We start from the raw sequence: 24,076 nt of genomic DNA, 5'->3' as shown, positions 1-24,076 counted from the left end.
CCGCCCGCTCAAGTGGCCAGTGGTCCCATTCACCGCAGATTGACGCGCAGCGCCGCCGCCGCGGCAAAGGGCGTCAGCGCCAATGTGGACAGCGTAACCGCCGCAAGAAAGACCAAAGGCGTCACCGGATCGGCCCCTGCGGCACCGCGCCGCACGGCCTCGGCCCCGAAAATCAGCGTCGGCACGTAAAGCGGCAGCACCAAAAGCGACATGAGCAGCCCGCCCCGGCGCAGCCCGACCGTCACCGCCGCGCCAAATGCGCCCAGCATCGACAAAGCCGGCGTGCCCAGCACCAACGAGGCGACCAGCCAGGGATAGGCCGGCCCCGGCAGGTGCAGCAGCAGCGCAAAGACCGGCGCCGACAGCGCCAGCGGCAGGCCCGTCACCAGCCAATGCGCCAGGGCCTTGACCGCGACCGCACCTTCCAGCGGCAGGGGGGCGGTGGCCAGCAGGTCCAGGCTGCCATCCTCGAAATCCAGGGCAAAGATGCGGTCTAGCGACAAAAGGCAGGACAGCAGCGCCCCCACCCACAGGATGCCGGGCGCGATGCGCGAAAGCTGGCCCCCCTCGGGGCCGACGCCAAAGGGCACCAGCGTGCAGACGATCAGGAAAAACGCCAGCGCCAGGCCGAATCCGCCGCCCGAGCGGGTGGCCAGCCGCAGGTCCCGGATCAGCAGCGCCCACATTTGCCCATCCTCATCCGCTTGTTCCCCTGGGGCGCGACTTTCATCCGAATGCCTCGTTGAAACCGGCCGGCCGCGACTGCGACGGCACCCGGCCGGCGCGGAAGGGGCCGAGTTCCAGGATCTCGGCCTCGTGCAGGCCCAGGTCGATATGGGTTGCGATGACCGCAGCGCCGCCCCGGTCCAGATGGGCGCGCAGCATGGCCGCGAACAGCGCCACCGAATCGCGGTCAAGCGAAACGGTCGGCTCGTCCAGCAGCCAGACCGGACGCCCCGTCACCATCAGCCGCGCCAGTCCCAGCCGCCGCTTTTGCCCGGCCGAAAGCGCATGGGCCGGGCGCGCGGCCAGGTCGCGCAGGTTCATCGCCGCCAGTGCGGCCTCGATATCCCGGCCGCCAAAGATCTCGGCCCAGAAGCGCAGGTTCTCGGCCGCGGACAGGGCGGGTTTCAGCCCGTCGGAATGGCCGGCATAGGCCATGGAATCGGCCGCGGCCTCGATCACCCCGGCCACCGCGGGCTGCAATCCGGCCAGCGTGCGCAGCAGCGTGGTCTTGCCGATGCCGTTCGGCCCGCGCAGCACCAGCGCCGCACCGGGCGCCAGCGCGAAGTGGACGCCCTCGACCGCGCGCAGCCCGCCGCGCGCCACCGCCAGGTCGCGAACCGCCAGCAAGCTCATATGGGTAGCAGCGCGCAGGCCACGCGCCGGCCTTCCGACAGCGCGACGTTATAGCTGCGCGCCGCCGAGGGCGAGGTCATCGGCTCGGCCATCACGCCCATCTCTTCCAGTGCCGCGGTCAGGTCGCGCGGGGGAAAGGCGACCTCGGCGCCCAGGCCCAGGAACAGCACATCCACCCGACCGGCCAGCGCCAGCAGGGGGTCGCGGTCGCCCAGCCCGCCCCAAGGCTGCACGCCCCCGCCGGTCACGATGACCGCGCCCTGATGCACGGTGCCGCCGACGCGAAAGAAGCCCGGACCGTAGCCGTCGACCGGCTGGGCCCCGGAAAATTCGGTCGGCACCATGCTGGGCATCAGGGCGCGTCCCGAAAGGCTGCGGGAATATCTTCGCCGGGCGCCTTTTCCTTGGGATCGGGCTTGGACCAGTCGCGCTTGACGCCCAGCCACAGCACGATGTTCTTGGCGACATAGATGGTGGAATAGCAGCCCACCACCACGCCCCACAGCATGGCGATGACGAAATCGCGGATCACGTCGCCGCCGAATATCAGCATGGCGGTCAATGCGATGCCGGTGGTCACGGCGGTCATGATGGTGCGCGACAGCGTCTCGTTCACCGTCAGGTTCATGACGTCGATCAGCGGCATCGTCTTGAACTTGATCAGGCTTTCGCGCAGGCGGTCAAAGACCACCACAGTATCGTTCACCGAAAAGCCCAGCGTGGTCAGCAGCGCCGCGATGGTGGTCAGGTCGAATCGTAGCTGGAACAACGAAAACAGCCCGACCGTCAGCAGCACGTCATGGATCAGCGCGATCACCGCACCCAGCGCGAACTGCCATTCGAAGCGCAGCCAGATATAGGCCATGATGCCCAGCGTCGCCGCGCCCACGGCGTAGAAGGCGGACTTGATCAGCTCGCCCGAGACCTTGGGGCCGACCGATTCGACCGCGGCGAACACCACCTGCGGATCGACGGTATGCAGCGCCGCCTCGACCTGGTTCAACTGCTCGGGCGTGACCGAGCCGGTTTCCTGGGTGGTGCCGATGCGGATCATCGCGACGTGCTTGGTTTCGCCGAAGCTGGGGTCGAAAACCTCGGTGATCGAGACATCGCCCAGGTCAAGTTCGCTCAGCGCCTGGCGATAGTCGCTCACCTCGAAGGCGGTGGGGCTTTCGGTGCGGATGGTGGTGCCGCCCTTGAAGTCGATGCCGAAGTTCAGCCCCATCACCAGCACCAGGACCACCGAGGCGACCATGGCCACGGCCGAGATGCCGAAGGTCAGCCACTGCCAGCGGAAAAAGTCGATCCTGGTGCCGTCGGGAACGAGTTTCAGACGAAATGCCATTATCCTGCTCCCTTACAAGATCAGTTCTTTGGGCTTGCGCCATTCCAGCCAGAACACGATCAGCAGCCGCGTCAGGTAGATCGCGGTGAAGACCGAGGTCACAAGCCCGATGGTCAGCGTGACCGCGAAGCCCTTGACCGGGCCCGAGCCCAGGAAGAACATCACCATGGCGGCGATGAAACTGGTCACGTTCGCGTCGATGATCGCCGACATTGCCTCGCCGAAGCCGTCGTCGATGGCCTTGACGATGCGCTTGCCGGCGCGCAGCTCCTCGCGGATGCGCTCATAGATGATGACGTTGGCATCGACCGCGGTGCCGACGGTCAGCACGATGCCGGCGATGCCCGGCAGGGTCAGCGTCGCCCCCATCATCGACATGACCGACAGGATCAGGATGACGTTGGCGGTCACCGCGACCGAGGCAAAGACCCCGAACAGCCCATAGCTTGCGATCATATAGGCCACCACGGCGACCGTGGCGATGATCGAACTGAGCCGGCCCGCGTCGATGGAATCCTGGCCCAGTTCCGGGCCGATGGTGCGTTCTTCCAGGAAGGTCATCTCGGCCGGCAGGGCGCCGGCGCGCAGCAGCACCGCCAGGCGGGTCGATTCCTCGACATCCATCGCCCCCGAGATCTGGCCCGAGCCGGTGGTGATGGCCTGCCGGATCACCGGGGCCGAGATCACCTGATCGTCCAGCACGATCGCAAAGGGCTGGCCGATATTGGCCGAGGTATAGGCCCCGAACCGCTTGGCCCCCGAAGGACCGAAACGGAAATCGACCGCGGCTGCGCCGTTCTGGTCAAAGCTGGGCCGGGCGTCGGTCAGGTCCTCGCCGGTGACGACCGGGCTTTCCTCGATCACGTAAAAGACGCCGGGCTCGTCCATCGAGGGCAGCAGCACGTTGCCGGGACCCGGCCGCGCATCGGCGTCGGCGCCGCGGCCGATCACCGGGTTGAAGGTCAGCTTGGCCGTGGTGCCGATAAGCTGCTTCAATTCCTCGGCCGAGCCGATGCCGGGCACCTGGATCAGGATGCGGTCCTTGCCCTGGCGGATGATCGTCGGCTCGCGGGTGCCGACCTCGTCGATGCGGCGGCGGATGATCTCCAGCGATTGCTGGACGGTGCGGTCATCGGTCGCGGCCTTTTCCGCATCCGAAAGTTGCACGGTAAGCCGGTTGCCGCCGGCCGAGATCGCCAGGTCGCTTTGCCCCGCCCCGGTCAGCGAGGTGACGGGAACGGCCAGGCCGCGGGCGATTTCGACCGCGCGGGCCATCTGGTCGGGATTGCCGATCTCGACCGCAAGCTGGCCTTCGGGCGCCTGGACGCGGCGAACGGCGCCCAGCACCTCGCGCTGCGCCGCCAGCGCGTCGCGCAGTTCGGGCCAAAGCGCCTCCATCCGCGCCTTGTAGACATCCTGGACATGAACCTCGCCCAGCAGATGGGCCCCGCCGCGCAGGTCCAGGCCCAGATTGACCAGCCCCGAGGGCAGCCAGTCCGGCCAACCGGCGCGGGCCACGGCCTCTTCCTGGGATTCGAAACCATTGCGTTCGGCGGCGGTGATGGCGTCGTTATGCTGCTCGACCCGGCTGTAGAACAGGTTCGGCATGGCAAACAGCAGGCCCAGGGCGACAAGGCCCAGGATCAGCAGACGCTTCCAGAAGGGGATGTCCAGCATGGCGGGATTGCGGCCTTAGCTGTTGGCGGCGACGGGCTGGGTGCGGTTCACCAGGCCGGTCACGGTCGAGCGGATGACGCGGACCTTGACGCCGGGGGCGATCTCGACCTCCAGCTCATTGTCGCGAACGGATGTGACCTTGCCGACCAGGCCGCCCTGGGTGACGATCTCATCGCCCTTTTTCAGCGCCTCGACCATGGCGCGATGTTCCTTGACGCGCTTTTGCTGCGGCCGGATCATCAGGAAATACATGATGACGAAGATCAGGACGAGCGGCAGGAACGAGGCAAGTCCTGCGGCGCCGGAAGCGCCTCCGGCGGCTTGGGCATAGGCGGGGGTCACGAACATTGGTCTATCCCTGTGCTGTCGTTATCCGGGCGATCCCCCGGCGGAACTGGCGCGCACCCTATCCGCGGCTCAAAGCGATGGCAAGAAAGCCTGCGCCGCGCCCGCTTCGCCGTTGCAGGGGGCTCTGCCCCCGTCCTTCGGATCCCCCCGGGATATTTCGGCACGAAAGAAGCCGGCCGGCTTTTTGCCCCGGCTTCTTTCGTGCCCAAATATCCTGGGGGAAGCGCGGAACGCGCTGGGGGCAAAGCCCCCCTTGGCGGCGCCGGCCAAAGGCGGCGTGGACTCGGGCGGCGGGCTGTGGCAGCAAACGGCAAGCATCCGAACCGCAGGAGGCGCCCATGGCGCAAGACACAACCCATCCCCTGCTGGCCGAAACCGAGCCCGGCCTGGACCGCACCGGCATCCGCCGCCTGCTGGCGATCATGGCGGCGCTGCGCGATCCGCAGACCGGCTGCCCCTGGGACATCGAACAGGATTTCGCCTCGATCGCGCCCTATACCATCGAAGAGGCGCATGAGGTCGCCGATGCCGTCGCGCGCCAGGCCTGGGACGAATTGCCCGGCGAATTGGGCGACCTGCTGCTTCAGGTGGTTTTCCACGCGCAGATGGCTGACGAGGCGGGGATGTTCGATTTCGCCGATGTGGTGGCCAGGATCTCGGACAAGATGATCGACCGCCACCCGCATATCTTCGGCGACGAATCCCGCGACAAGTCCGCTGCCCAGCAGGTCCGCGACTGGGAGGCGATCAAGGCCCGCGAACGCGCCGCCAAGGCGGAACGCGGCGTGCTGGACGGGGTGGCGCTTGGCCTGCCGGCGCTGACCCGCGCGATCAAGCTGCAAAACCGCGCCGCGCGCGTCGGCTTCGACTGGCCCGGCCCGGCGCAGGTGCTGGACAAGATCGCCGAGGAGACACGCGAACTGGTCGAGGCCAGGGACAGCCGCGATCACGCGCATTTGACCGAGGAATTCGGCGACCTGATGTTCGTGATGGCGAATCTGGCCCGGCATCTGGAAATCGACCCCGAAGAGGCGCTGCGGCTGGCCAATGCCAAGTTCACCCGCCGCTTCCGCTTCATCGAGGCCGCCTTGGCCGCCCAGGGCCGCAGCCCCGAGGACAGCGACCTGGCCGAGATGGACGCGCTGTGGGACAAGGCCAAGCTTGCCGAGCGCGGCTGACGCGCTGGCCGGGCTGCCGGGGATCGAACCGCTTCGGCTGGTCCGCGACCGTCCCGACCGGCTGGTCATGCAGATCCGGCTGGATGGCCGCCCGGCCTGGCTGAAACAGTTCCGCGGCCCCGATCCGGCGGCCAGCGTGGCGCGGGCGCAGGCGCGGCTGCATCAGGCGGCCCAAGCGCTGGGACAGGACCTGGATGCCGTGGCGCCGCCGCTGCTGGCCTTGCCCGAACTGGGGATACTGATCACCGCGCCGGCGCCGGGCCGGCCCATCGCGCATCTGCTGGCCGCGGCGGGCGCGGCGGAACGCACCGCGCTGGTCGCCCGCATCGGCGCCTGGCTGCGCCGACTGGCCGCGGCGACCCGCGCCCGCGGCACGTTCGGCCCGCGCTTCTGGCTGGACGGGATCGAGGCGCGGATCGCCGCCGCCTCGGGACGCTGGATCGACCGCGGCCTTGTCACCGAGCATCTGCGGCTGATGCGGGCCGAGGCCGTTCCCCTGCGCGGCGCCGCGGTCGAGCGCGGGCTGTGCCATGGCGACCTGACGCCCGACAACCTGTTCGCCGACGAACCCCGCCCCGGCGCGCTGCGGCTGACCGCCATCGACATGCAGGGCGCGACTGAGATGGCGCTGGCCCGCGACATGGCGCGGCTGCTGGTCTGGCTGGAAAGCCGGCGCAGGCGGCCGCCGGCACGGACGCGGGACGGCATCGCCCTGGCCGACTGGCAGGCGCTAACCGGGGTTCCGGGCCTGCTGGCGCAGGATCAACTGTCGATCCTGCGCTTTCTGATCGGGGACCTGATGCTGGCCTATTACCTGGACAGTGCGCGCCAGCCGGGGCGGCGGCGGGCGCTGGTGCGGGCGATGCGGGCCTGGGCCAAGGACAAGGGCGCGGTCACGCCGGCGCCATGACCTCGGCCAGCGCGGCGTCATAGACCGCCAGCGCCTCGGCCCGGTCGCGGGCGCGCGATGCGCCCTCGGACAATTGCCGGCGCCAGCCGCGCGCGCCGGGTCGGCCGTGAAACAGGCCCAGCATATGCCGCGTCGCCTGATGCAGCCGCCCGCCCGCTGCCAGATGCGCATCGACCAGGTCGCGCAGCGCCCGCGCCGCCTCCAGCGGATCGGTAAAGCGCGGCTCCTGATCCCAAAGCCGGTCGGCCTGCCCCAGGATATCCCAGGGCTGGTGATAGGCGGCGCGCCCGACCATAACCCCGTCCATCGCCCCCAGGTGATCGCGCGCGGCGTCGAGCGAGGCGATGCCGCCGTTGATCGACAGGTGCAGGTCGGGGAATTCGCGCTTCATGCGATGCACCAACGGATAGTCCAGCGGCGGGATCTCGCGATTCTCGCGCGGGGACAGGCCCTGAAGCCAGGCTTTGCGCGCGTGGATGGTCATGCGGCGCACGCCCACGTCGCGCATGAGGCGCAGGAAATCGGGCAGCACCGCCTGGGGGTCCTGATCGTCCACGCCGATGCGGCATTTCACCGTGACCTCGACCGGGCTGGCCGCGATCATGGCCGCGACACATTCGGCGACCAGTTCCGGCCGGGTCATCAGCACCGCGCCGAAACAGCCCGATTGCACCCGGTCGCTGGGGCAGCCGACGTTCAGGTTGATCTCGTCATAGCCCCAATCGGCGCCGATCCGCGCGGCCTGGGCCAGTTGCGCCGGGTCCGAGCCGCCCAGTTGCAGCGCCAGCGGATGTTCGCCCGCGTCGAAATCCAGCAGTTTCGCCCGGTCGCCGAAAACCAGCGCCGGGGCCGTCACCATCTCGGTATAAAGCAGCGCGCGGCGCGACAGCAGCCGGTGGATCCGCCGGCACAGGCTGTCGGTCCAATCCATCATCGGCGCGACGGATAGCCGCGCCGCATCCGCGATGCCATTGTTCTGGACCGTGGCCATGGGTTCCGACTGCCTGATTGCGGTGGTACCGCCTCCCCGGCTCGAACGGGGGACCTCTAGATCCACAATCTAGCGCTCTAACCAACTGAGCTAAGGCGGCACTGGCGGGTATCTAGCCCCAGCCCGACGCCTGTGCAAGCCCGTCTTGCCGGTTTTTCACATGCGGGTTAAGGAAAAACAACCGATCCAACGGCCAAGCGCCAGGAGAGCCAGCATGAGCATCAACAGTCAAAGCGACACCGCCGCCAATCTTCAGATCGGCCCGACCGACCGCGGCATGGTCAGGATCTATGTCGAGGGCGAGAATATCGACCTGCCGCTGGATTTCGACCCCGAGGAGGCCGAGGAAATCGCCGAGGAACTGCTGGCCGCCGCCGAAGCCGCGCGCGCCATGGGCAGCCCGGCGAAACCCGGCAAGGGCGTCAGGAAGCCCCGCCGCTGATCCCCATCGGGTCGGTCAGCGCCAGCAGCCGCGCGGTCGAGACGCGGGCGATGTCGCGCAAAAGCCGGCTGCGCCGCGCGCCGGCCAGCCGCGATTCGGGCGCCATGCGCACCAGTTCGGCCCCCCAGCTATCGGCGCGGATCAGGCCCGAGCCCTCGGGCAGCAGGCCTTCGGGAAAATCCGCGTCCACCGCCCAGAAGAAGCGGTCGCAGAACTCCAGATAGCCCTGCCACTTGCGGTCCGACACGAAATCGGCCCGGCAGCTTTTGCATTCCACGACCCAGATTTCGCCCTTGGGCGTGACGGAAATGACATCCACCCGCAACCCGCCGCTGGGCACGAATTCCGGCAGCGCGGCATGGCCCAGCCCCGCCAGCATCCGCGCCACCCCCCGCGCCAGCCGCTGGCCCGGCAAGGCGGGCAGGATATCGTCGGGCAGGTCGGCGCTCATCATGCCGCCACCATGAACGAAACGGAAACATCTTGCAAGCCCCGCGCCACCCTTGCAGCAGCCGGGCGGCCGCCCTATCTAGGGGCTGGCGGGTTTCTGCTCTTCTCGTGTGCGGCCATTTTTCTCACTGGCCTATAACTTCACCGAGGGGGCTGGCTCTGTCGGGGCCCTGGTCCCGTTATCCGGTTCCCACCTGGACATCCAGGCTTTCGGGGAAACCTGCGCTGCCACGGTCGCTGCGGTTCCCGCCACCTTTCCCCCATCCCCTGCCCCGCCTTGAAAAAAAGGGCGACCCGAAGGCCGCCCATGAGAGAGAGAGGAGGGGTTGGTCTTAGAAGCCGTAGACCAGCGACACGCCCAGCGTGTTGTCGGTGCGGATCGCGCGGTCCGAGACATATTCGGTCTTGTAGGACACGCGGGTCGCAAGCGCTTCGGACATCTTGAAGTTCAGGCCCAGTTCGTTGGTGGCCGTGTCGTTGCTGTCCGAGGTCAGGTAGTCGGTGTCGTTGGTCAGGAAGAAGGTGTCGCTGATGCGGTGATAGAACCGCGACGACAGGATGTAGCCGACTTCCGTGTCCGAGGTATAAAGGTCGGGATCGTCATCAAGCGTGTCCACCTTTTTGGTGTAGCGCACGCCGACGCCGGCCTGCACGCGCCAGGCGGTGGTGTCGTTGTTGATGATCCGATAGCCCGGACCCACGCCGAGGAAGGCGTCGCGCTTCAGCCTGCCTTCCTGGTCATCCGGGTCCGCCTCGAAGTCACCCGCCAGCCCGTCGGTCGCCAGGCGGCCCAGGGCAAAGGCATAGAAGCGGTCGTTGATGTTATAAAGGCCGTCATAGATGACATAGGTCTTTTCGGTATCGGTATCGCCGTCGTCATCCTCGCCATATTCCAGCAGGATGCCGACCGATTGCGAGAACGCACCCTGGTTGTTGGAGATGCGGCCCGACAGGCTGAAATCCTGGTTTTCATTGTTGCCGGTGCGGCCGGCATAGGTCAGCGCGACCGAACCGAAGGTGCCCTGGCGCTGATCGGGGTTGCCGAAGCGGTAGGCGTCGGACGAGCGGTCGAAATCGTCGCGCACCGCGTCCTCGACATCGCGCATCTGTTCGTTGACTTCGGTGATTCCGGTGGCGTTCGCCCCCGCGGCGATTTCGGATTGCGCGAAGGCGGGCGCCGAGAATGCGGCGGCCAGCACCGTAGCACCGGCAAGGTAAGCAAGCGTTTTCATCATTTCAGTCCTTTTCCGAACCGTTGCGTGTCCGTGGCGCGGGTTCTCCGATGCCACGAGCATCTCTGCTGGGTCAGAGGTAGAACGCGTGGCCCGCCCGATAAAGAGGGCGGAAAAACAGCGCCCGGAATCGCAAAAACGTGAGATTCGACGGGAACCCGCCGATCGGCGGAAAACGGAGCATGCAAAAATGTGATGAAACTTTTTTGGCACTCTGCCCGGCCGGAAATTTCCGACCTGTGGTCAATTGGTAATTGGACACCACATCGCTCACGATGGATGAAGCTTCGGAAACATCGCCCGGCGAAAAATTGCCTGCCTAAAAAACAGGCGCTACGCCAAGGCCCGTGAAGCGATGAAAATGTTGCGAAACGTCCACAGTATCCGGGCAAAAACGCCACGCCTGTGACGGCGCGGCGCCAGGCTTAGCGGCTGCGGGATGCGGCCGGGGCCAAGGCGGGCCGGGAATGGGGGCGAATCCGCTGCCGCAAGCCGCCGCGGGGGCCGCCGCCGCGCGCCATCAGCATGACGCGAATGCCGAACTGCACCCCCGAAAAAAGGATGGTGTGAAAGACGACCAGCATCAGCACCGCGATCCAGCCGCCGCGCGTGGCCGTCACCAGATGCCGCAGCGAGGCGACGTCAAGCGCCAGCAGCAACGCCGTAAAGACCAGCGCCAGCAGAAAGCCGATGGCGATGCTGACGATATACAGCCGGACGAGTTGCGGCATGATCTTCCCCGGAATTGCTGAACGCGGTCATTCTAGCGCGGATCGCAGAAAAACCCGAAGAAAAAATGGCACCCCCCTGCGCGGCAGAATGCCTCGGGCCACGGGCGCGGCTTAAAAGGCGTCGGGCCGGGCCTCGCGCGCCATGTGGTCCAGCACCGCGTTGACGAATTTCGACTCGCGCCCTTCGGCGAAAAACGCCTGGGCCAGGCGAACATATTCGGTGATGACCACCCTGGGCGGGGTTCTGGGCGTCACCAGCTCTGCCCCCGCCGCACGAAAGACCGAGCGCAGCACCGGGTCGATGCGGGCGATGGGCCATTTCGCCACCAGGGCGCGGTCGGTCATCTGGTCGATCCTGGACTGCCAGGTCACGGCATCGTCGACGATGCGCGAGAACAGCACCTGGTCCGCCTCGACCGAGACCATGTCGTCATCCTCGTCCTCGCGGCCGATGCGCCAGTTCAGGAATTCGCGCTGGACGCGGTCGGCGGAATGTCCCGACGCCTCCATCTGGAACAGCGCCTGGACCGCGTAAAGCCGCGCGGCCGCGGCGCGGGCCTGCCGCGCCTGCCGGTCGCCGTCGCGGCGGCTGTTGTCGCCCTGGTTGCTCATGCGCCGGCCGGCCCGTCGATTTCGCCCGCCAGGCGGATGGCCCCCTGGGGCAGCGCCTTGCTGCGCGGCGCGGCCGCCTCGCAGCGGCGCTTGAACGCGACCAGGTGCAGCGCCGCAGCAGCCGCGCCGCCGCCCTTGTTCTGGCCCTGCGGGTCGGCGCGGACTTCGGCCTGCGCGTAATTCTCGACCGTCAGGATGCCGTTGCCGATGCAATGCCCTTGCAGGCCCAGCAGCGTCAGCCCGCGCGAGCTGTCGTTGCACACGGTGTCGTAATGCGTCGTCTCGCCGCGGATCACGCAGCCCAGGGCCACATAACCGTCGTAAAGGCCGCGGCTGGCGGCCTGGGCGATGGCGCCGGGAATTTCCAGCGCGCCGGGCATCTCGACCAGATCGACGGTGGCGCCGGCGGCTTCGGCCGCGTCGCGCGCGCCGGCGATCAGCCCGTCGGCGATCTGGCGGTAATAGGGCGCCACCACGATCAGCAGGCGCGCGCCGCCCTGGATCCGGGGCAGCGGCAATTGGTCATGTTGGATGCTGGCGGCCATTTCGTCACTCTTTGGGAATCGAGCGGGTGGAATGGATCGAAAGCCCGTAGGCGTCAAGCCCGACCGCCTTGACCGGCGCGGAATTGGACAGCACCACCAGTTCCGTCAGCCCCAGCGTCGAAAGGATCTGCGCCCCCAGCCCGTATTGGCGCAGCACATGCGAAGATACTTCGTCCTGGCGCGGCAAGCGCGGCTCCAGGTCGCGAAACAGCACCACGACCCCCCTGCCCTCTTCGGCGATCAGGCGCATGGCGGCGCCCAGCGTGCCGGCGGCTTCGCGGCCGATGCCCAGCACGTCGTGCAGCGGGTCCAGCACATGCATGCGCACCGGGACCGGGCCGGGCGCGGTCAAATCGCCCTTGGTCAGCACGATATGCTCGGCCCCCGTCGTCTCGTCGGCAAAGATGCGCATCATCCAGTCGCCGCCATGGACCGAATGCACGGCGCGCTGGCCGCGTTCGGCGATCAGGTTGTCGTGGCGGCGGCGATAGGCGATCAGGTCGCTGATGGTGCCGATCTTCAGCCCGTGCTTTTGCGCAAAGGCGATCAGGTCGGGCAGCCGCGCCATGCTGCCATCCTCGTTCATGATCTCGCAGATCACGCCCGAGGCGTTCAGCCCGGCCAGCCGCGCCAGGTCGACCGCCGCCTCGGTATGGCCGGCACGCACCAGCACGCCGCCGTCGCGGGCGCGCAGCGGAAACACATGGCCGGGGGTGGCGATGTCGGCCGGCCCCTTGCCGGGGTCGATGGCCACCGCGACCGTATGGGCGCGGTCATGGGCCGAGATGCCGGTGGTCACGCCCTCGCGCGCCTCGATCGACATGGTAAAGGCGGTCTCGTGCCGGCTGGAGTTCTTGGGGCTCATCAGTTGCAGCCCCAGCGCGTCGACGCGCGCGCCGGGCAGGGCCAGGCAGATCAGCCCGCGGCCATGGGTGGCCATGAAGTTGACCGCCTCGGGGGTGGCCATCTGCGCGGGGATGACCAGATCGCCCTCGTTCTCGCGGTCCTCGTGGTCGACCAGGATGAACATGCGGCCGTTGCGGGCCTCGTTGATGATCTCCTCGGTGGAAGAGATCGCGTCGGACCAGTCGCGCTCGACCGGTCCTGGCTTGTCATAGTGCATCCGCCGCTCCTGCAAAGAATGGCCCGCCGTCGGCGACATCCGCCGGCCTGCCCGTCATCGTCATGTCCCGCACCGGCCCGGCCATGCCGGCCGCCGGCATGGCGCCGCCAGGCGGGACCGCCCCGATCTGCACCGCCGTGCCGCCCGGCGCAAGCCCCGGCGCGTGGCCTGGACAGGGCGCAAGCCGCCGGGCGCGAACGCCGCGGCAGGGGCCGATCCCGGCCATCACCCCGCCTCGGCCAGCCGCGCGACATAGCGCGCCAGCGTGTCGATTTCCAGGTTCACCTGGTCGCCCGGCCGCGCGTCGCCCCAGGTGGTCGCGGCCTGGGTATGGGGGATCACGTTCACGCCGAAGCGGTCGCCCTGAACCTCGTTCACGGTCAGCGAGGTGCCGTTCAGCGCCACCGATCCCTTGGGCGCAATGAACCGCGCCAGCCCCCCCGGCGCGCGCAGGGTGATGCGGGTGCTGCCGCCTTCGTCGCGCGTCGCCTCGATCACGGCGACGCCGTCGACATGGCCCGACACGATATGCCCGCCCAGTTCGTCGCCGACGCGCAGCGCGCGTTCCAGGTTCAGCCGCCTGCCGGCCGCCCAGCCGTTCGCGCCGATATTGGTCTTGGAGACGGTCTCGGCCGAGATGTCCACGTCAAACCAGTCCGCACCCTTTTCCACCACGGTCAGGCAGATGCCGTCGCAGGCGATCGAGGCGCCCAGATCCACCCCCGCCATGTCGTAGCCGCAGGAAATCCGCGCCCGCATGTCGCCGCGCATCTCGACGCGCGACACCTTGCCGATATCGGTAATGATGCCGGTGAACATGAACGCCCCCTTTTCCCGGTTGCCCGAGAACTAGAGCCTTGGCGCGCGATCTTCAAGCAAAGCCGCAACAGCGCCGCCACGTTGTTAAGGCAGAATCGGGAAAGCCTCGTGACAGGGGCGGCGGTTTCGTGCAAAGGGATGGATATACCTCGGTGGCAGGGTCCCGCCTGAAGCGAAAAGCCCATTTCCTGTCTGAAGCAGCCACCAGGGCCCCCATGCGAAACCCCATGACCGGACATCGCCAGATTCGCGATCTGCGCGCCACCTTGACCGCCGCGCCGCCCCAGGCCGCGGTCCCAGAGCAAGCGGGCCCCCAGCCCGCCGCCACCCCGATGCTTGCCCCGGTCGCCGCCACGGCGGCGCTGCCCGCGCCTCGGCGGGTGTTCCTGATGCTGCAAGGACCGCATGGCCCGTTCTTCGACCGCATCGGGCGGATCCTGCGCGAGGCGGGCGCCCAGGTCTGGCGCGTGGGCTTCAACGCCGGCGACGAATTCTTCTGGTCCGACAAGGCGCGCTTCATCCGCCACGGCACCGGCCCCCAGGACTGGTCCGACCATCTGGAACGCATCATCGTCGAAAAGCGCGTGACCGATATCGTGCTTTACGGCGATGTGCGCCCGGTCCATGACGTGGCGCGCAAGGCGGCGCAGCGCCACGACCTGGTGCTGCATGTCTTCGAGGAAGGCTATCTGCGCCCGTTCTGGATCACCTATGAACGCGGCGGCTCGAACGGCCATTCGGCGCTGATGCGCATCCCCGTGCGCGAGATGCGCAATGCGCTGCGCAACCGCATCGCCGAGATGCACCGCCCGCCGGCGCGCTGGGGCGACATGCGCCAGCACAAGTTCTATGGCGCGCTTTACCATTTCCTGGTCCTGGTGGCGAACCGCCGCTATCCGGGCTATCGCACCCATCGCCAGATCGGCGTGTTCCAGGAATTCCGGCTGAACCTGCGCCGTTTCGTGCTGACGCCCTTCGATGCGCTGGCCCGGATGCGCGAGGCGGGCGCGGTGCGGCGCGGCGGCTTTCCCTATGTCCTGGTGCTGATGCAGTTGGAACATGATTCGAATTTCGTCGCCCATTCGCGCTATTCCCGCATGTCCCAGTTCACCGACGAGGTCCTGGAAGCCTTTGCCAACTCGGCCCCCTGCCACCACCGCATCGTCTTCAAGGCGCATCCGCTGGAGGATGGGCGCGGCGGCATCCGCCAGGCCATCCGCGCCAAGGCCCGCGAACTGGGTATCGAGCATCGGGTCTATTTCGTGCGCGGCGGCAAGCTGGCGCGGCTTTTGAACCAGGCCCATGCGGCGGTGACGGTGAACTCGACCGCCGCCCAGCAGGCGCTGTGGCGGGGTCTGCCGGTCAAGGCGATGGGGCGCGCGGTCTTCGACAAGCCCGGCCTTGTCTCGGACCAGGACCTGGACGATTTCCTGCGCGAACCGCGCCCGCCGCATGCGCTGGCCTATCGCCGCTATCGCGATTTCCTGCTGGAAAGCAGCCAGGTGCCTGGCGGTTTCTACGCCGCGCGCTCGCGCGCCCATGCGCTGCGCATCGTCGTGGACATGATCCTGGCGCCCGAAGATCCCTATCAGGCGCTTTTCGCCGGGCGCGGCCGGCATCGGCAACAGATGGGCGGCAAGGACGATTGATCGGGCAAAAATCTGGAAAAGCCCTGGACGCTACGCTAACGTGCCGCCAAAAGGCCGCCTGCGATCCGGGAATCGCGCGAGAGGACAGGAGTAACAGTTTGACCCATGCAATTTTTTCCCCTCGGCTGACCGGCGCGCGCGCAACCCGTCGCAGCCGTGCGACGCGCCTGATGCAGGTCGCGATGCTGGGGGCGGCGCTGCTCGTTTCCGCCTGCGGCCTGCCTCGGTCGGGTCCGACCAAGGGCCAGATCATGTCCGGCTCGGTCGAGAAAGGCGGCAGCACCCATATCGTGCAGGTCGACGACCGGGTGAACCGCGCCGCGAACTTTACCGCCGCCTATGGTTTCTCGGCCGATTTCCAGGCCGCGGGCACGGTCGCGGCCGATGATATCCGCCCCGGCGACGTGCTGGGCCTGTCGATCTGGGAAAACGTCGATGACGGGCTTCTGGCCTCGATGGGGTCCAGCTCGACCCAGTTGACCGAATTGCAGGTGGACAGCCAGGGCTATATCTTCGTGCCCTATGCCGGCCGGGTTCTGGCCGCGGGCAACAGCCCCGAGGAATTGCGCCGCATCATCACCCAGAAGCTGGAAACCCAGACCCCCGATCCGCAGGTCATGGTCACGCGCGTCGCCGGCGACGGCGCCACCGTTTCGGTCATGGGCAAGGTCAACGCCCAGGGCGTCTATGCGATCGAGCGGCCCACGCGCACGCTTTCGGCGATGCTGTCGCGTTCGGGCGGCGTCTCGATCGAGCCCGAGATCGCCGTGGTCACGGTCAAGCGCGGCAATGCCAGCGGCAAGGTCTGGCTGCGCGACCTGTATTCCAACGCCCGCAACGACATCGCGCTGCGCCCCGGCGACGTCATCCTGGTCGAAGAGGACGAGCGCAGCTTTACCGCCCTGGGCGCGCTTGGCGGCCAGACCAAGGTGCCCTTGGGCAACGAACAGATCAACGCCATCGAGGCGGTGGCGATGGTCGGCGGGCTTAGCACCGCGCTGGCCGATCCCAAGGGTGTCTTCGTGCTGCGCGACGAGCCGCCGGCGGTGGCGCGCGCCGTGCTGGGCCGTGGCGATATCCAGGGCAACCAGCGGGTCGCCTATGTCCTGGACCTGACCAAGCCCGATGGCATGTTCCTGGCCCGCGATTTCGTCATCCGCGACGGCGACACCGTCTATGTGACCGAGGCGCCCTTCGTGCAATGGCGCAAGACCTTGCAGTCGATCCTGGGCACCGCGACCGAGGTCGGCTCGGTAGACAGCGCCTTCCGGTAAGGCCGTGGCGCAGAATGACGATGCCGCCGGGGATTCCCGGCGGCTTTTCATATGCAATGGCGGCTTCCTGACCCAGCCGCGCCTGCGCCGCATCCTGCAACTGGCCGGCTGGTCGCTGCGCATCGGCCTGCCCGGCGCCGGCGATCATGTCGGCGTCTGGGGCGACAGCCCGACCGCCTGGCGCGGCAAGGCGCTGGCCGCCCGCCGCGGTGCCCGGCTGCTGCGGGTCGAGGATGCCGCGCTGCGCTCGGTCCTGCCGGGGCGGGCGCGGGGGGCGGTGGCCCAGCGCGGGCCGGTCGGGCTGCTGATCGACCCGGTGGGGCTGCATTTCGATGCCGATGCCCCCTCGCTGATCGAAACACTGGTGCATGCGCCCGGCACCCAGGCGCATCTGGACCGGGCGCGGCAGGGGATCGCCCGGCTGATCGCGGCGGACCTGTCGAAATACAATGCGCATCTGCCGCAGGTGGCGCCGCCCCCCGCCGGCTACGTGCTGGTCATCGACCAGACGCGCGGCGACGCCTCGCTGCGCGGGGCGGGCCGGGCGGAGTTTCTGGCCATGCTGGCCGCGGCGCGCGACGAAAATCCCGGCCTGCCGCTGGTCATCCGCAGCCATCCCGAAACCGCGCGCGGTCTGCGCCCCGGCCATTTCGCCCCTCAGGACCTGCGCCGGGGCGAGGTCTTTTGCGACAGCGCCGTGTCGCCCTGGGCGCTGCTTGCGGGCGCGGCGCGGGTCTATGCCTGGACCTCGCAGCTCGGCTACGAGGCGATGCTGGCCGGGCACCGGCCGCGCGTCTTTGGCCGCCCCTTTCATGCCGGCTGGGGCCTGTCCGACGACCAGCAGCCGATCCCGCGCCGCCGCCCGGCCAGTATCGAGCAGCTTTTCGCCGCCAGCCACCTGCTGGCGCCGGTCTGGTATGATCCCTGCCGCGACCGGCTGACCGATTTCGAGGGCGCGCTTGCGCAGATCGAGGCCGAGGCCCGCGCCTGGCGCCAGGACCATGCCGGCCACCTGGCCCATGGTTTCCGGCTGTGGAAGCGCCCCTTTGCGGCGCGGTTCTTCGGCAGCGGCCGGGGGGTGCGGTTCACGGCCCGGCCGGGGCCGGGCGTGACCATGGCCTGGGCAGGCCGCGCCGATCAGGTCCCCCGCGCGCTGCGGATCGAGGACGGCTTCATCCGCTCTCGCGGGCTGGGGGCGGCGCTGGTGCCGCCGCTGTCGCTGGTCGCCGACGACCTGGGCATCTATTACGACCCCGGCCGCGAAAGCCGGTTCGAGCTGCTGATGGCCGAGCCCCTGCCCCCCGGCGGGCGCGACCGTGCGCTGCGCCTGGCCCGCCTGCTGGTCCAGGCCGGGATCACCAAATACAACCTTGCCGGCCCGCCGCCCGCGCTGCCGCCGGGCCGTCGCATCCTGGTGCCCGGCCAAGTCGAGGACGACGCCTCGATCCGCCTGGGCGCGGGGGCCGAGCGCACCAACCTGGCCCTGCTGGAACGCGCGCGGGCCGAAAATCCCGATGCGGTGCTGGTCTACAAGCCGCATCCCGATGTCGAAGCCGGGCTGCGGCCCGGCCTGATCGCCCCCGCGGCGTTGGAGCGGCTGGCCGATGTGGTCGCCCGCAATAGCGCGGCCGATGCGCTGATGGCGCAGGTCGACGAGGTCTGGACCATGACCTCGACCCTGGGATTCGAGGCGCTGCTCCGCGGTCTGCCGGTGACGACGCTGGGCGCGCCCTTCTATGCCGGCTGGGGGCTGACGCGCGACTTGGGCCCGGTGCCGGCGCGGCGGCAGGTGCGGGCCGACCTGGCGCTGCTGGTGCATTCGGCGCTGATCGCCTATCCGCGCTATTTCGACCCGGTCAGCCGCCTGCCCTGCCCGCCCGAGATCGCCGTGGACCGGCTGCGCGACCCGGCATTCGCCGCCGGTGGCCCGGCCTTGCGCTGGCTGGCCAAGGCGCAGGGCCTGCTATCGGGCCATGCCTGGCTGTGGCGGCGCTAGTCGCGCAGCCAGCGATGCATGACATCGGGGCCGATCCGCCGCGTCTCGACCAGGCGGAAACGCGGCGCATCGGCCAGCCGGGCCAGCCCCAGCGCGCCGATCCCGGCCCGGCCGTCGCCGCCCAGGACCAGCCCGGCGCTATAGCCGATCAACTGGTCAACCAGCCCCGCCCGCAACAGGCTTGCCGCCAGAACCCCGCCGCCTTCGCACAGCACGCGGGTCAGGCCGCGCGCGCCCAGTTCGACCATGAAATCCTCGGGCCGCCCCGCAACCTGCCAAAGCGGCCCATGCCCGGTCCCCTCGGCCGGCAGATCGGGCAGCGGGCGCGTTGAGACGACGATGCGCACCGGCTGCCGCACCGGCCCCAGGCCGCGCAGGTTCAGCCCCGGCCGGTCGGCGCGCGCCGTTTCGCCCCCGACCATCACCGCATCATGGCAAAGGCGCAGGGCCTGCACATGGCGGCGCGCCGGCGCGCCGGTGATCCACTGGCTTTCGCCCGATCCGGTGGCGATGCGGCCGTCAAAGCTGGCGGCCAGTTTCAGCGTCAGCGTCGGCCGGCCCTGCTGGATGCGGCTGAGGAAGCCGCGCTGGACCTCGCGCGCCTCGGCCTCGCAGATGCCTTCGGCGACCTCGATCCCGGCGGGGCGCAGGATGGCATGGCCGCGCCCGGCCACGCGGGGGTCGGGATCGGTCAGGGCGGTCACGACACGGGCGACGCCGGCACGGACCAGCGCCTCGGCGCAGGGCGGGGTCTTGCCGTGATGGGCGCAGGGCTCCAGCGTGACATAGGCGGTGGCGCCGCGCGCCGCTTCGCCGGCCTGCGCCAGCGCCATCGCCTCGGCATGGGGGCGGCCGCCCGGCTGGGTCCAGCCGCGGCCCACGACGGCGCCGCAACGCACCAGCACGCAGCCCACCGCCGGATTGGGCCAGACATTGCCCAGGCCCCGCCGCGCCAGCGCCAGCGCATGGCGCATGTGGCGCCGGTCGCTCACTCTTCGACCAGGCCCGGCCGCAATTCCGAGACGAATTTGTCGAAATCGTCCGCCGCCTGGAAATTCTTGTAAACGCTGGCAAAGCGGACATAGGCGACGGCGTCGATCCGCGCCAGCGTCTCCATCACGATCTCGCCGATGACCTTTGACGGAATGTCGGTATCGCCCATGCTTTCCAGCCGCCGCACGATCCCGGAAATCATCTGGTCGATGCGCTCGGGGTCGATCGGCCGCTTCTGCATGGCGATGCGGATCGAGCGTTCCAGCTTGGTCCGGTCGAAATTCTCGCGCCGGCCGCTGGACTTGACCACCACCAGATCGCGCAACTGTACCCGCTCATAGGTGGTGAAGCGCCCGCCGCAGGCCGGGCAGAACCGGCGGCGGCGGATGGCCACGTTGTCTTCGGCCGGACGCGAATCCTTGACCTGCGTATCGACATTTCCACAGAAAGGACAGCGCATCCCTTGTTCCCCCAAAGCCCCGGACCGCTGTCAGTATAGGCAAGCCCAAATCGCTTGGGTAGCCCATTGCGCCGACCACAAGATCGGCCATGGCCCGGCCGGCCTGCCACGGGCTGCGGCAATTGCGCAAGCGGGTGCGCCGGGGACAAAAATCGGCCTGCGGCGTCTCGACAGGGTATCGGCCGCATGCGACATTCCGCTCGACCAGCGGCCGCGAGAAAATGGCCTATCCAAGCGGAGGATCCCATGAAGACAACCAACCAGTTCGGCCGGCGCGCCTTTCTGACCCGCGCCACGGTCGGCGGCGCCACCGCGGCTGCCGGGGCCGCCCTTGCCGCCCCGGCCATTGCCCAGGAAATGCCCGAGATCACCTGGCGCATGACCACGTCCTTTCCGAAATCGACCGAGGCGCTGCACAATACCGGCATCTATCTGACCAATGCGCTGGCCGAGGCAACGGATGGCAAGTTCCGCATCCAGCATTTTGCCGCGGGCGAGATCGTCGGCGGGCTTCAGGCTGCCGATGCGGTGATGGAGGGCACGGTCGAGGCCGCCCATACCGTCGGCTATTACTATTGGGGCAAGGATCCGGCCTGGGCGGTGGGTTCGGCCATTCCTTTCTCGTTGAACTATCGCGGCATGAATGCCTGGAACTATGCCGGCGGCGGGGTCGATCTTTACAACGAATTCCTGGCTGGGCATGGCCTTGTCGGTTTTCCGGGCGGCAATACCGGCGTCCAGATGGGCGGCTGGTATCGCAAGGAAATCAACACGCTGGACGACCTAAAGGGGCTGAAGTTCCGCGTCGGCGGCTTTGCGGGCTATGTGCTGGAACGCCTGGGCGTCGTGCCCCAGCAGCTTGCGGGCGGCGACATCTATCCGGCGCTGGAAAAGGGCACTCTGGACGCGGTCGAGTTTACCGGCCCCTTCGATGACGAGAAGCTGGGCTTCGTCAAGGTCGCGCCCTATTATTACTCGCCGGGCTTCTGGGAAGGCGCGCCGACGGTGCATTTCTTCTTCAGCAAGGAAAAATTCGAGGCGCTGCCCAAGCATTACCAGGCGATCCTGCGCAATTGCTGCCGCGCCGCCGACCAGGAAATGCTGGCCATCTATGACTGGAACAACCCCAAGGCGCTGATGCGGCTGGTGCAAGAGGGGGCCCAGTTGCGCACCTTTTCGCCCGAGATCATGTCGGCCGCATTTGATGCCGCCAACGAGATCTATGCCGAGATGGCGGAAAAGCACGAGTGGTTCAAGAAGCTGTGGGATTCGATCAGCGCCTTCCGCTCGGAGCATTACACCTATACGCAGCTAGTCGATTTCCAGTACGACTATTTCATGATGCAGTTGAACGGGCAAAAACGGCTGTAACGCCTGCCCGGCGGACGATCAGGACCAAGGCAAAGGCCCCCGGACAACCGGGGGCCTTTTTTGTCAGGTCGGGGGATCCAGCCCCGGCAACTCGCCCGCCGGCGCGATCGCCGGGGCGGGGGGCTGAACCGTGGGTGCCAATCCCGGCGGCGCGGCAAGGCCGGGCAAGCCGCCCGTCACGTCGCCCAAGCCCGCAGGCGCGTCCAAGCCGGCAGGCGCGCCCAAGCCGGCAGGCGGGCCAGGCGGCGGCAGGGTGCCGCCCAGGCTGGGCAATTCGAAGCTGGTCTGGGCCGCCGGGCGTTCGGGTTTCGCATCCGTGACCAGGGACGGGAACAAGGCCACCGCCACCGCCATCGCCAACTGGATCAGCATGAAGGGGATCGCCCCGGCATAGATCTGGCCGGTGGTCACGGGCTGCATCTGCCGCCCCGTCACGCTGTCGGCATAGGGCCGGCGCGGCGCGACCGAGCGCAGGAAATGCAGCGAGAAACCAAAGGGCGGGTGCATGAACGACGTCTGCATGACCAGCGCCAGGATGACCCCGAACCACACCAGGTCGATGCCAATGGCCTTGGCCGGCATCACCAGCAAGGGCACGATGATAAAGGCCAGTTCGAAGTAATCCAGGAAGAACGCCAGGAAAAACACCAGCACCGACACGAAGAAGACAAAGCCCATCTCGCCGCCCGGCAGGGAAACCAGCAGATGCTCGATCCACAGATGGCCGTTCACGCCATAGAAGGTCAGCGAAAACACGCGCGCACCCATGATGATGAACATCACAAAGGCCGAAAGCCGCGCGGTGTTCTCCAGCGCCTGCCGCAACAGGCTCCAGGTCATGCGCTTCTTGGCGATGGCCAGGATCAGCGCGCCGGCCGCGCCCATGGCCCCGCCCTCGGTCGGGGCGGCGATGCCCAGGAAGATCGTGCCCAGCACCAGGAAGATCAGCGCCAGCGGCGGGATCAGCACGATCACCACCTGCTGGGCCAGATGCGACATCAGCCCCAGTTTCAGATAGCGGTCGGCCAGCGCCAGCACATAGGCCAGGGCCGCCCCCAGCATCACGCCCAGGATGTCTGCATCGCTGCCGATCATCGGGTGCAGCCAACGGAAGGCCGCAAAAGCCGCAACCCCGGCAATCGCCACCACCACCAGCAACGAGGCCACGCCCGAGCCCAGCGTCCGCGCCTGCGGCGGCAGGGCGGGGACGAAATCGGGCCGCACCAGCGACAGCACAAAGACGAAAGCCGCGTAGCTGCCCGCCAGGACCAGCGATGGCAGCAACGCCCCCGCATAGATCGAGCCGATATCGACCGTCAGCTGGTCGGCCAGCACGATCAGCACCAGCGAGGGCGGGACGATCTGCGCCAATGTCCCCGAACTGGCGATCACCCCACTGGCCACCCGGCGGTCATAGCCATAGCGCAGCATGATCGGCAGCGAGATCAGCCCCATGGCGATGACCGAGGCGGCGACAACCCCCGTCGTCGCGGCCAGCAGCGCACCGACCAGGATCACCGCATAGGCCAGCCCGCCGCGGATCGGGCCGAAAAGCTGGCCTATCGTATCCAAAAGATCCTCGGCCATGCCGGATTTCTCCAGCACGATGCCCATGAAGGTAAAAAAGGGAATGGCCAGCATGGTGTCGTTGGACATCTGCTGCCACATGCGGTTGGGAAGCGTGCCCAGCAGCGGCCAGTCCAGGCTGATGACGCCCCCCGACAGCGGCGCCAGCTCGACGCCGATGACAAAGAAGAAAAGCCCGTTGGCCGCCAGCGCAAAAGCCACCGGATAGCCGAAAAGCAAAAACACCACCAGCGAGGCGAACATGATCGGCGCCATGTTCTGCGCGATGAAGATCATCATTTGCGCGTCTCTCCGCCCCGGTCGTCGTCCGCGGGTTCGGCGCTCATGTCGCGCACCAGGATGCGGCTTTCCTGCGCCGCCGCGTCATGGGCCGGAACGAAGGGGGCCGGATCGTCGATCAGCCCGCGCATGACCGCGATTTTCTTGATGATTTCGGAAATGCCCTGCAAGAACAGCATGGCAAAGCCCGCCAGCAGCAGCATCTTGGCCGGCCACAGGACCAGGCCGCCGGCATTGGTCGACCCCTCGCCGCTTTGCCACGAGCGCATGGCCCAAGGATAGAGATACCACAGCATCACCGCCGTGAAAGGCATCAGGAAGAAGACATGCCCGATAAGGTCGATCCAGTGCTGGCGCCGGCGCGACCAGATGCCATAAAGGATGTCGATGCGGATATGCTCGTTTTCCCGCAGCGTATAGGCGGCAGCACCCAGGAAGGCCGCGCCGTAAAGATACCATTGCAGTTCCAGCCAGGCATTCGACGAAACGCTCAGCGCCTTGCGGATGATGGCGTTCCCGGCACTGACCAGCACCGCGGCAAGGATCAGCCAGCTTGCGCTTCGGCCGATGGCCGAGTTGACGCGATCAATGCCGCGAGAAAGCCCCAGCAGGGCGCCCATGTGGAAACCTCCTTGACCTGATCCCAGACCTGTCGCTGTGGGCGTCCCGTATGAGTTAGCCGCCCGAACCCGTCAAGAAAAAGCG

25 protein-coding genes and 1 tRNA gene are annotated in these 24,076 nt (G+C 67.9%); 7 read left to right on the top strand and 19 right to left on the bottom strand.

Annotation, left to right across the window (positions count from 1 at the left end; genetic code table 11):
- Positions 1-29: 29 nt before the first annotated feature.
- From ccmB to yajC, 6 genes are read right to left on the bottom strand one after another with little or no spacing between them, the layout of a single operon-like run.
- Positions 30-686, bottom strand: coding sequence for a heme exporter protein CcmB (ccmB, locus tag F3H32_RS07945; protein ID WP_149765371.1), 657 nt, complete (start codon positions 684-686; stop codon positions 30-32).
- A 40-nt stretch (positions 687-726) separates the two neighbouring features.
- Positions 727-1,359 (bottom strand): heme ABC exporter ATP-binding protein CcmA, encoded by a 633-nt coding sequence (gene ccmA, locus F3H32_RS07940; protein ID WP_149765370.1) that lies wholly within the window; start codon positions 1,357-1,359, stop codon positions 727-729.
- Positions 1,356-1,712 carry an Mth938-like domain-containing protein gene (locus F3H32_RS07935; RefSeq protein WP_149765369.1) on the bottom strand — a complete coding sequence of 119 codons (357 nt, stop codon included), beginning with the start codon at positions 1,710-1,712 and terminating at the stop codon, positions 1,356-1,358. The genes ccmA and F3H32_RS07935 overlap by 4 nt, the downstream gene beginning before the upstream one ends.
- Positions 1,712-2,704: a protein translocase subunit SecF gene (secF, locus tag F3H32_RS07930; protein WP_149765368.1), complete on the bottom strand. Its 993-nt coding sequence runs from the start codon at positions 2,702-2,704 to the stop codon at positions 1,712-1,714. Before secF ends, F3H32_RS07935 begins: the two co-directional genes overlap by 1 nt.
- Before the next feature lie 12 nt (positions 2,705-2,716).
- The gene (secD, locus tag F3H32_RS07925; RefSeq protein ID WP_149765367.1) at positions 2,717-4,381 is read right to left on the bottom strand and encodes a protein translocase subunit SecD; all 1,665 of its coding nucleotides are present in this window, start codon (positions 4,379-4,381) and stop codon (positions 2,717-2,719) included.
- A gap of 15 nt (positions 4,382-4,396) precedes the next feature.
- The gene (gene yajC, locus F3H32_RS07920) at positions 4,397-4,729 is read right to left on the bottom strand and encodes a preprotein translocase subunit YajC (protein WP_149765366.1); all 333 of its coding nucleotides are present in this window, start codon (positions 4,727-4,729) and stop codon (positions 4,397-4,399) included.
- A 338-nt stretch (positions 4,730-5,067) separates the two neighbouring features.
- Here yajC and mazG point away from each other — a divergent pair, with 338 nt between their 5' ends.
- Together mazG and F3H32_RS07910 are read left to right on the top strand one after the other, a co-directional pair.
- On the top strand, positions 5,068-5,907 hold the full coding sequence (gene mazG / locus F3H32_RS07915; protein WP_149765365.1) for a nucleoside triphosphate pyrophosphohydrolase: 840 nt from the start codon (positions 5,068-5,070) through the stop codon (positions 5,905-5,907).
- A complete protein-coding gene (locus F3H32_RS07910) occupies positions 5,891-6,817 on the top strand; it encodes a phosphotransferase (RefSeq protein ID WP_223191383.1) in 927 nt (308 codons plus the stop codon). Before mazG ends, F3H32_RS07910 begins: the two co-directional genes overlap by 17 nt.
- Here F3H32_RS07910 and dusA read toward each other — a convergent pair.
- Entirely contained in the window at positions 6,801-7,808 is a 1,008-nt protein-coding gene (gene dusA / locus F3H32_RS07905; RefSeq protein WP_149765364.1) for a tRNA dihydrouridine(20/20a) synthase DusA, read from the bottom strand. The two genes, F3H32_RS07910 and dusA, sit on opposite strands and share 17 nt — an antisense overlap.
- Positions 7,809-7,831: 23 nt before the next feature.
- Positions 7,832-7,908, bottom strand: a tRNA-His gene (locus F3H32_RS07900).
- Positions 7,909-8,022: 114 nt separating this feature from the next.
- Here F3H32_RS07900 and F3H32_RS07895 point away from each other — a divergent pair.
- On the top strand, positions 8,023-8,250 hold the full coding sequence (locus F3H32_RS07895) for a DUF6324 family protein (RefSeq protein WP_115757298.1): 228 nt from the start codon (positions 8,023-8,025) through the stop codon (positions 8,248-8,250).
- Here the strand turns inward: F3H32_RS07895 and F3H32_RS07890 are convergent.
- From F3H32_RS07890 to F3H32_RS07855, 7 genes are all read right to left on the bottom strand, one after another.
- Positions 8,231-8,701, bottom strand: coding sequence for an MmcB family DNA repair protein (locus tag F3H32_RS07890; protein ID WP_394349614.1), 471 nt, complete (start codon positions 8,699-8,701; stop codon positions 8,231-8,233). The genes F3H32_RS07895 and F3H32_RS07890 overlap by 20 nt on opposite strands.
- A gap of 331 nt (positions 8,702-9,032) precedes the next feature.
- Positions 9,033-9,932 (bottom strand): DUF481 domain-containing protein, encoded by a 900-nt coding sequence (locus F3H32_RS07885; protein ID WP_115757306.1) that lies wholly within the window; start codon positions 9,930-9,932, stop codon positions 9,033-9,035.
- Positions 9,933-10,357: 425 nt separating this feature from the next.
- A complete protein-coding gene (locus F3H32_RS07880; RefSeq protein ID WP_149765362.1) occupies positions 10,358-10,663 on the bottom strand; it encodes a hypothetical protein in 306 nt (101 codons plus the stop codon).
- Positions 10,664-10,774: 111 nt separating this feature from the next.
- Entirely contained in the window at positions 10,775-11,275 is a 501-nt protein-coding gene (gene nusB, locus F3H32_RS07875; RefSeq protein ID WP_149765361.1) for a transcription antitermination factor NusB, read from the bottom strand.
- Entirely contained in the window at positions 11,272-11,820 is a 549-nt protein-coding gene (locus F3H32_RS07870; protein WP_149765360.1) for a 6,7-dimethyl-8-ribityllumazine synthase, read from the bottom strand. Before F3H32_RS07870 ends, nusB begins: the two co-directional genes overlap by 4 nt.
- 4 nt (positions 11,821-11,824) lie before the next feature.
- Positions 11,825-12,943 (bottom strand): 3,4-dihydroxy-2-butanone-4-phosphate synthase, encoded by a 1,119-nt coding sequence (gene ribB / locus F3H32_RS07865; RefSeq protein ID WP_115757031.1) that lies wholly within the window; start codon positions 12,941-12,943, stop codon positions 11,825-11,827.
- Between the two features lie 225 nt (positions 12,944-13,168).
- Positions 13,169-13,762 (bottom strand): riboflavin synthase, encoded by a 594-nt coding sequence (locus F3H32_RS07855; protein WP_149765358.1) that lies wholly within the window; start codon positions 13,760-13,762, stop codon positions 13,169-13,171.
- Positions 13,763-14,094: 332 nt separating this feature from the next.
- On the opposite strand from F3H32_RS07855, the gene F3H32_RS07850 reads away from it, so the two are divergent.
- The 3 genes from F3H32_RS07850 (at position 14,095) to F3H32_RS07840 (ending at position 18,681) form a co-directional block, all read left to right on the top strand.
- A complete protein-coding gene (locus tag F3H32_RS07850) occupies positions 14,095-15,411 on the top strand; it encodes a capsule biosynthesis protein (RefSeq protein WP_115757036.1) in 1,317 nt (438 codons plus the stop codon).
- 170 nt (positions 15,412-15,581) lie between these two features.
- Positions 15,582-16,685, top strand: a complete 1,104-nt coding sequence (locus tag F3H32_RS07845) for a polysaccharide biosynthesis/export family protein (protein WP_394349615.1) — start codon at positions 15,582-15,584, stop codon at positions 16,683-16,685.
- 4 nt (positions 16,686-16,689) lie between these two features.
- Positions 16,690-18,681, top strand: coding sequence for a capsular polysaccharide biosynthesis protein (locus F3H32_RS07840; protein WP_149765357.1), 1,992 nt, complete (start codon positions 16,690-16,692; stop codon positions 18,679-18,681).
- Here F3H32_RS07840 and ribD read toward each other — a convergent pair.
- Together ribD and nrdR are read right to left on the bottom strand one after the other, a co-directional pair.
- Complete coding sequence (ribD, locus tag F3H32_RS07835; protein WP_394349613.1) at positions 18,678-19,673, bottom strand: bifunctional diaminohydroxyphosphoribosylaminopyrimidine deaminase/5-amino-6-(5-phosphoribosylamino)uracil reductase RibD; 996 nt, start codon at positions 19,671-19,673, stop codon at positions 18,678-18,680. The two genes, F3H32_RS07840 and ribD, sit on opposite strands and share 4 nt — an antisense overlap.
- Complete coding sequence (nrdR, locus tag F3H32_RS07830) at positions 19,670-20,134, bottom strand: transcriptional regulator NrdR (RefSeq protein ID WP_149765356.1); 465 nt, start codon at positions 20,132-20,134, stop codon at positions 19,670-19,672. The genes ribD and nrdR overlap by 4 nt, the downstream gene beginning before the upstream one ends.
- Positions 20,135-20,380: 246 nt before the next feature.
- On the opposite strand from nrdR, the gene F3H32_RS07825 reads away from it, so the two are divergent.
- Positions 20,381-21,505, top strand: coding sequence for a TRAP transporter substrate-binding protein (locus F3H32_RS07825; RefSeq protein ID WP_149765355.1), 1,125 nt, complete (start codon positions 20,381-20,383; stop codon positions 21,503-21,505).
- A gap of 63 nt (positions 21,506-21,568) precedes the next feature.
- On the opposite strand, the gene F3H32_RS07820 is transcribed toward F3H32_RS07825, so the two are convergent.
- Together F3H32_RS07820 and F3H32_RS07815 are read right to left on the bottom strand one after the other, a co-directional pair.
- On the bottom strand, positions 21,569-23,371 hold the full coding sequence (locus F3H32_RS07820; protein WP_149765354.1) for a TRAP transporter large permease: 1,803 nt from the start codon (positions 23,369-23,371) through the stop codon (positions 21,569-21,571).
- Positions 23,368-23,991 carry a TRAP transporter small permease subunit gene (locus tag F3H32_RS07815; RefSeq protein ID WP_149765353.1) on the bottom strand — a complete coding sequence of 208 codons (624 nt, stop codon included), beginning with the start codon at positions 23,989-23,991 and terminating at the stop codon, positions 23,368-23,370. The genes F3H32_RS07820 and F3H32_RS07815 overlap by 4 nt, the downstream gene beginning before the upstream one ends.
- Between the last annotated feature and the right edge of the window lie 85 nt (positions 23,992-24,076).

This window comes from Paracoccus thiocyanatus (assembly GCF_900156255.1).
In the GTDB taxonomy this organism is placed as follows: domain Bacteria; phylum Pseudomonadota; class Alphaproteobacteria; order Rhodobacterales; family Rhodobacteraceae; genus Paracoccus; species Paracoccus thiocyanatus.
This window is presented reverse-complemented; position numbering and strand designations above follow the sequence as displayed.

Excerpts from the sequence above, each read along its gene's own strand:
- ccmB (WP_149765371.1), bottom strand. The coding sequence starts at position 686 with ATGTGGGCGCTGCTGATCCGGGACCTGCGGCTGGCCACCCGCTCGGGC.
- ccmA (WP_149765370.1), bottom strand. The coding sequence starts at position 1,359 with ATGAGCTTGCTGGCGGTTCGCGACCTGGCGGTGGCGCGCGGCGGGCTG.
- F3H32_RS07935 (WP_149765369.1), bottom strand. The coding sequence starts at position 1,712 with ATGCCCAGCATGGTGCCGACCGAATTTTCCGGGGCCCAGCCGGTCGAC.
- secF (WP_149765368.1), bottom strand. The coding sequence starts at position 2,704 with ATGGCATTTCGTCTGAAACTCGTTCCCGACGGCACCAGGATCGACTTT.
- secD (WP_149765367.1), bottom strand. The coding sequence starts at position 4,381 with ATGCTGGACATCCCCTTCTGGAAGCGTCTGCTGATCCTGGGCCTTGTC.
- yajC (WP_149765366.1), bottom strand. The coding sequence starts at position 4,729 with ATGTTCGTGACCCCCGCCTATGCCCAAGCCGCCGGAGGCGCTTCCGGC.
- mazG (WP_149765365.1), top strand. The coding sequence starts at position 5,068 with ATGGCGCAAGACACAACCCATCCCCTGCTGGCCGAAACCGAGCCCGGC.
- dusA (WP_149765364.1), bottom strand. The coding sequence starts at position 7,808 with ATGGCCACGGTCCAGAACAATGGCATCGCGGATGCGGCGCGGCTATCC.
- F3H32_RS07895 (WP_115757298.1), top strand. The coding sequence starts at position 8,023 with ATGAGCATCAACAGTCAAAGCGACACCGCCGCCAATCTTCAGATCGGC.
- F3H32_RS07890 (WP_394349614.1), bottom strand. The coding sequence starts at position 8,701 with ATGAGCGCCGACCTGCCCGACGATATCCTGCCCGCCTTGCCGGGCCAG.
- F3H32_RS07885 (WP_115757306.1), bottom strand. The coding sequence starts at position 9,932 with ATGAAAACGCTTGCTTACCTTGCCGGTGCTACGGTGCTGGCCGCCGCA.
- F3H32_RS07880 (WP_149765362.1), bottom strand. The coding sequence starts at position 10,663 with ATGCCGCAACTCGTCCGGCTGTATATCGTCAGCATCGCCATCGGCTTT.
- nusB (WP_149765361.1), bottom strand. The coding sequence starts at position 11,275 with ATGAGCAACCAGGGCGACAACAGCCGCCGCGACGGCGACCGGCAGGCG.
- F3H32_RS07870 (WP_149765360.1), bottom strand. The coding sequence starts at position 11,820 with ATGGCCGCCAGCATCCAACATGACCAATTGCCGCTGCCCCGGATCCAG.
- ribB (WP_115757031.1), bottom strand. The coding sequence starts at position 12,943 with ATGCACTATGACAAGCCAGGACCGGTCGAGCGCGACTGGTCCGACGCG.
- F3H32_RS07855 (WP_149765358.1), bottom strand. The coding sequence starts at position 13,762 with ATGTTCACCGGCATCATTACCGATATCGGCAAGGTGTCGCGCGTCGAG.
- F3H32_RS07850 (WP_115757036.1), top strand. The coding sequence starts at position 14,095 with ATGCTTGCCCCGGTCGCCGCCACGGCGGCGCTGCCCGCGCCTCGGCGG.
- F3H32_RS07845 (WP_394349615.1), top strand. The coding sequence starts at position 15,582 with ATGCAGGTCGCGATGCTGGGGGCGGCGCTGCTCGTTTCCGCCTGCGGC.
- nrdR (WP_149765356.1), bottom strand. The coding sequence starts at position 20,134 with ATGCGCTGTCCTTTCTGTGGAAATGTCGATACGCAGGTCAAGGATTCG.
- F3H32_RS07825 (WP_149765355.1), top strand. The coding sequence starts at position 20,381 with ATGAAGACAACCAACCAGTTCGGCCGGCGCGCCTTTCTGACCCGCGCC.
- F3H32_RS07820 (WP_149765354.1), bottom strand. The coding sequence starts at position 23,371 with ATGATGATCTTCATCGCGCAGAACATGGCGCCGATCATGTTCGCCTCG.
- F3H32_RS07815 (WP_149765353.1), bottom strand. The coding sequence starts at position 23,991 with ATGGGCGCCCTGCTGGGGCTTTCTCGCGGCATTGATCGCGTCAACTCG.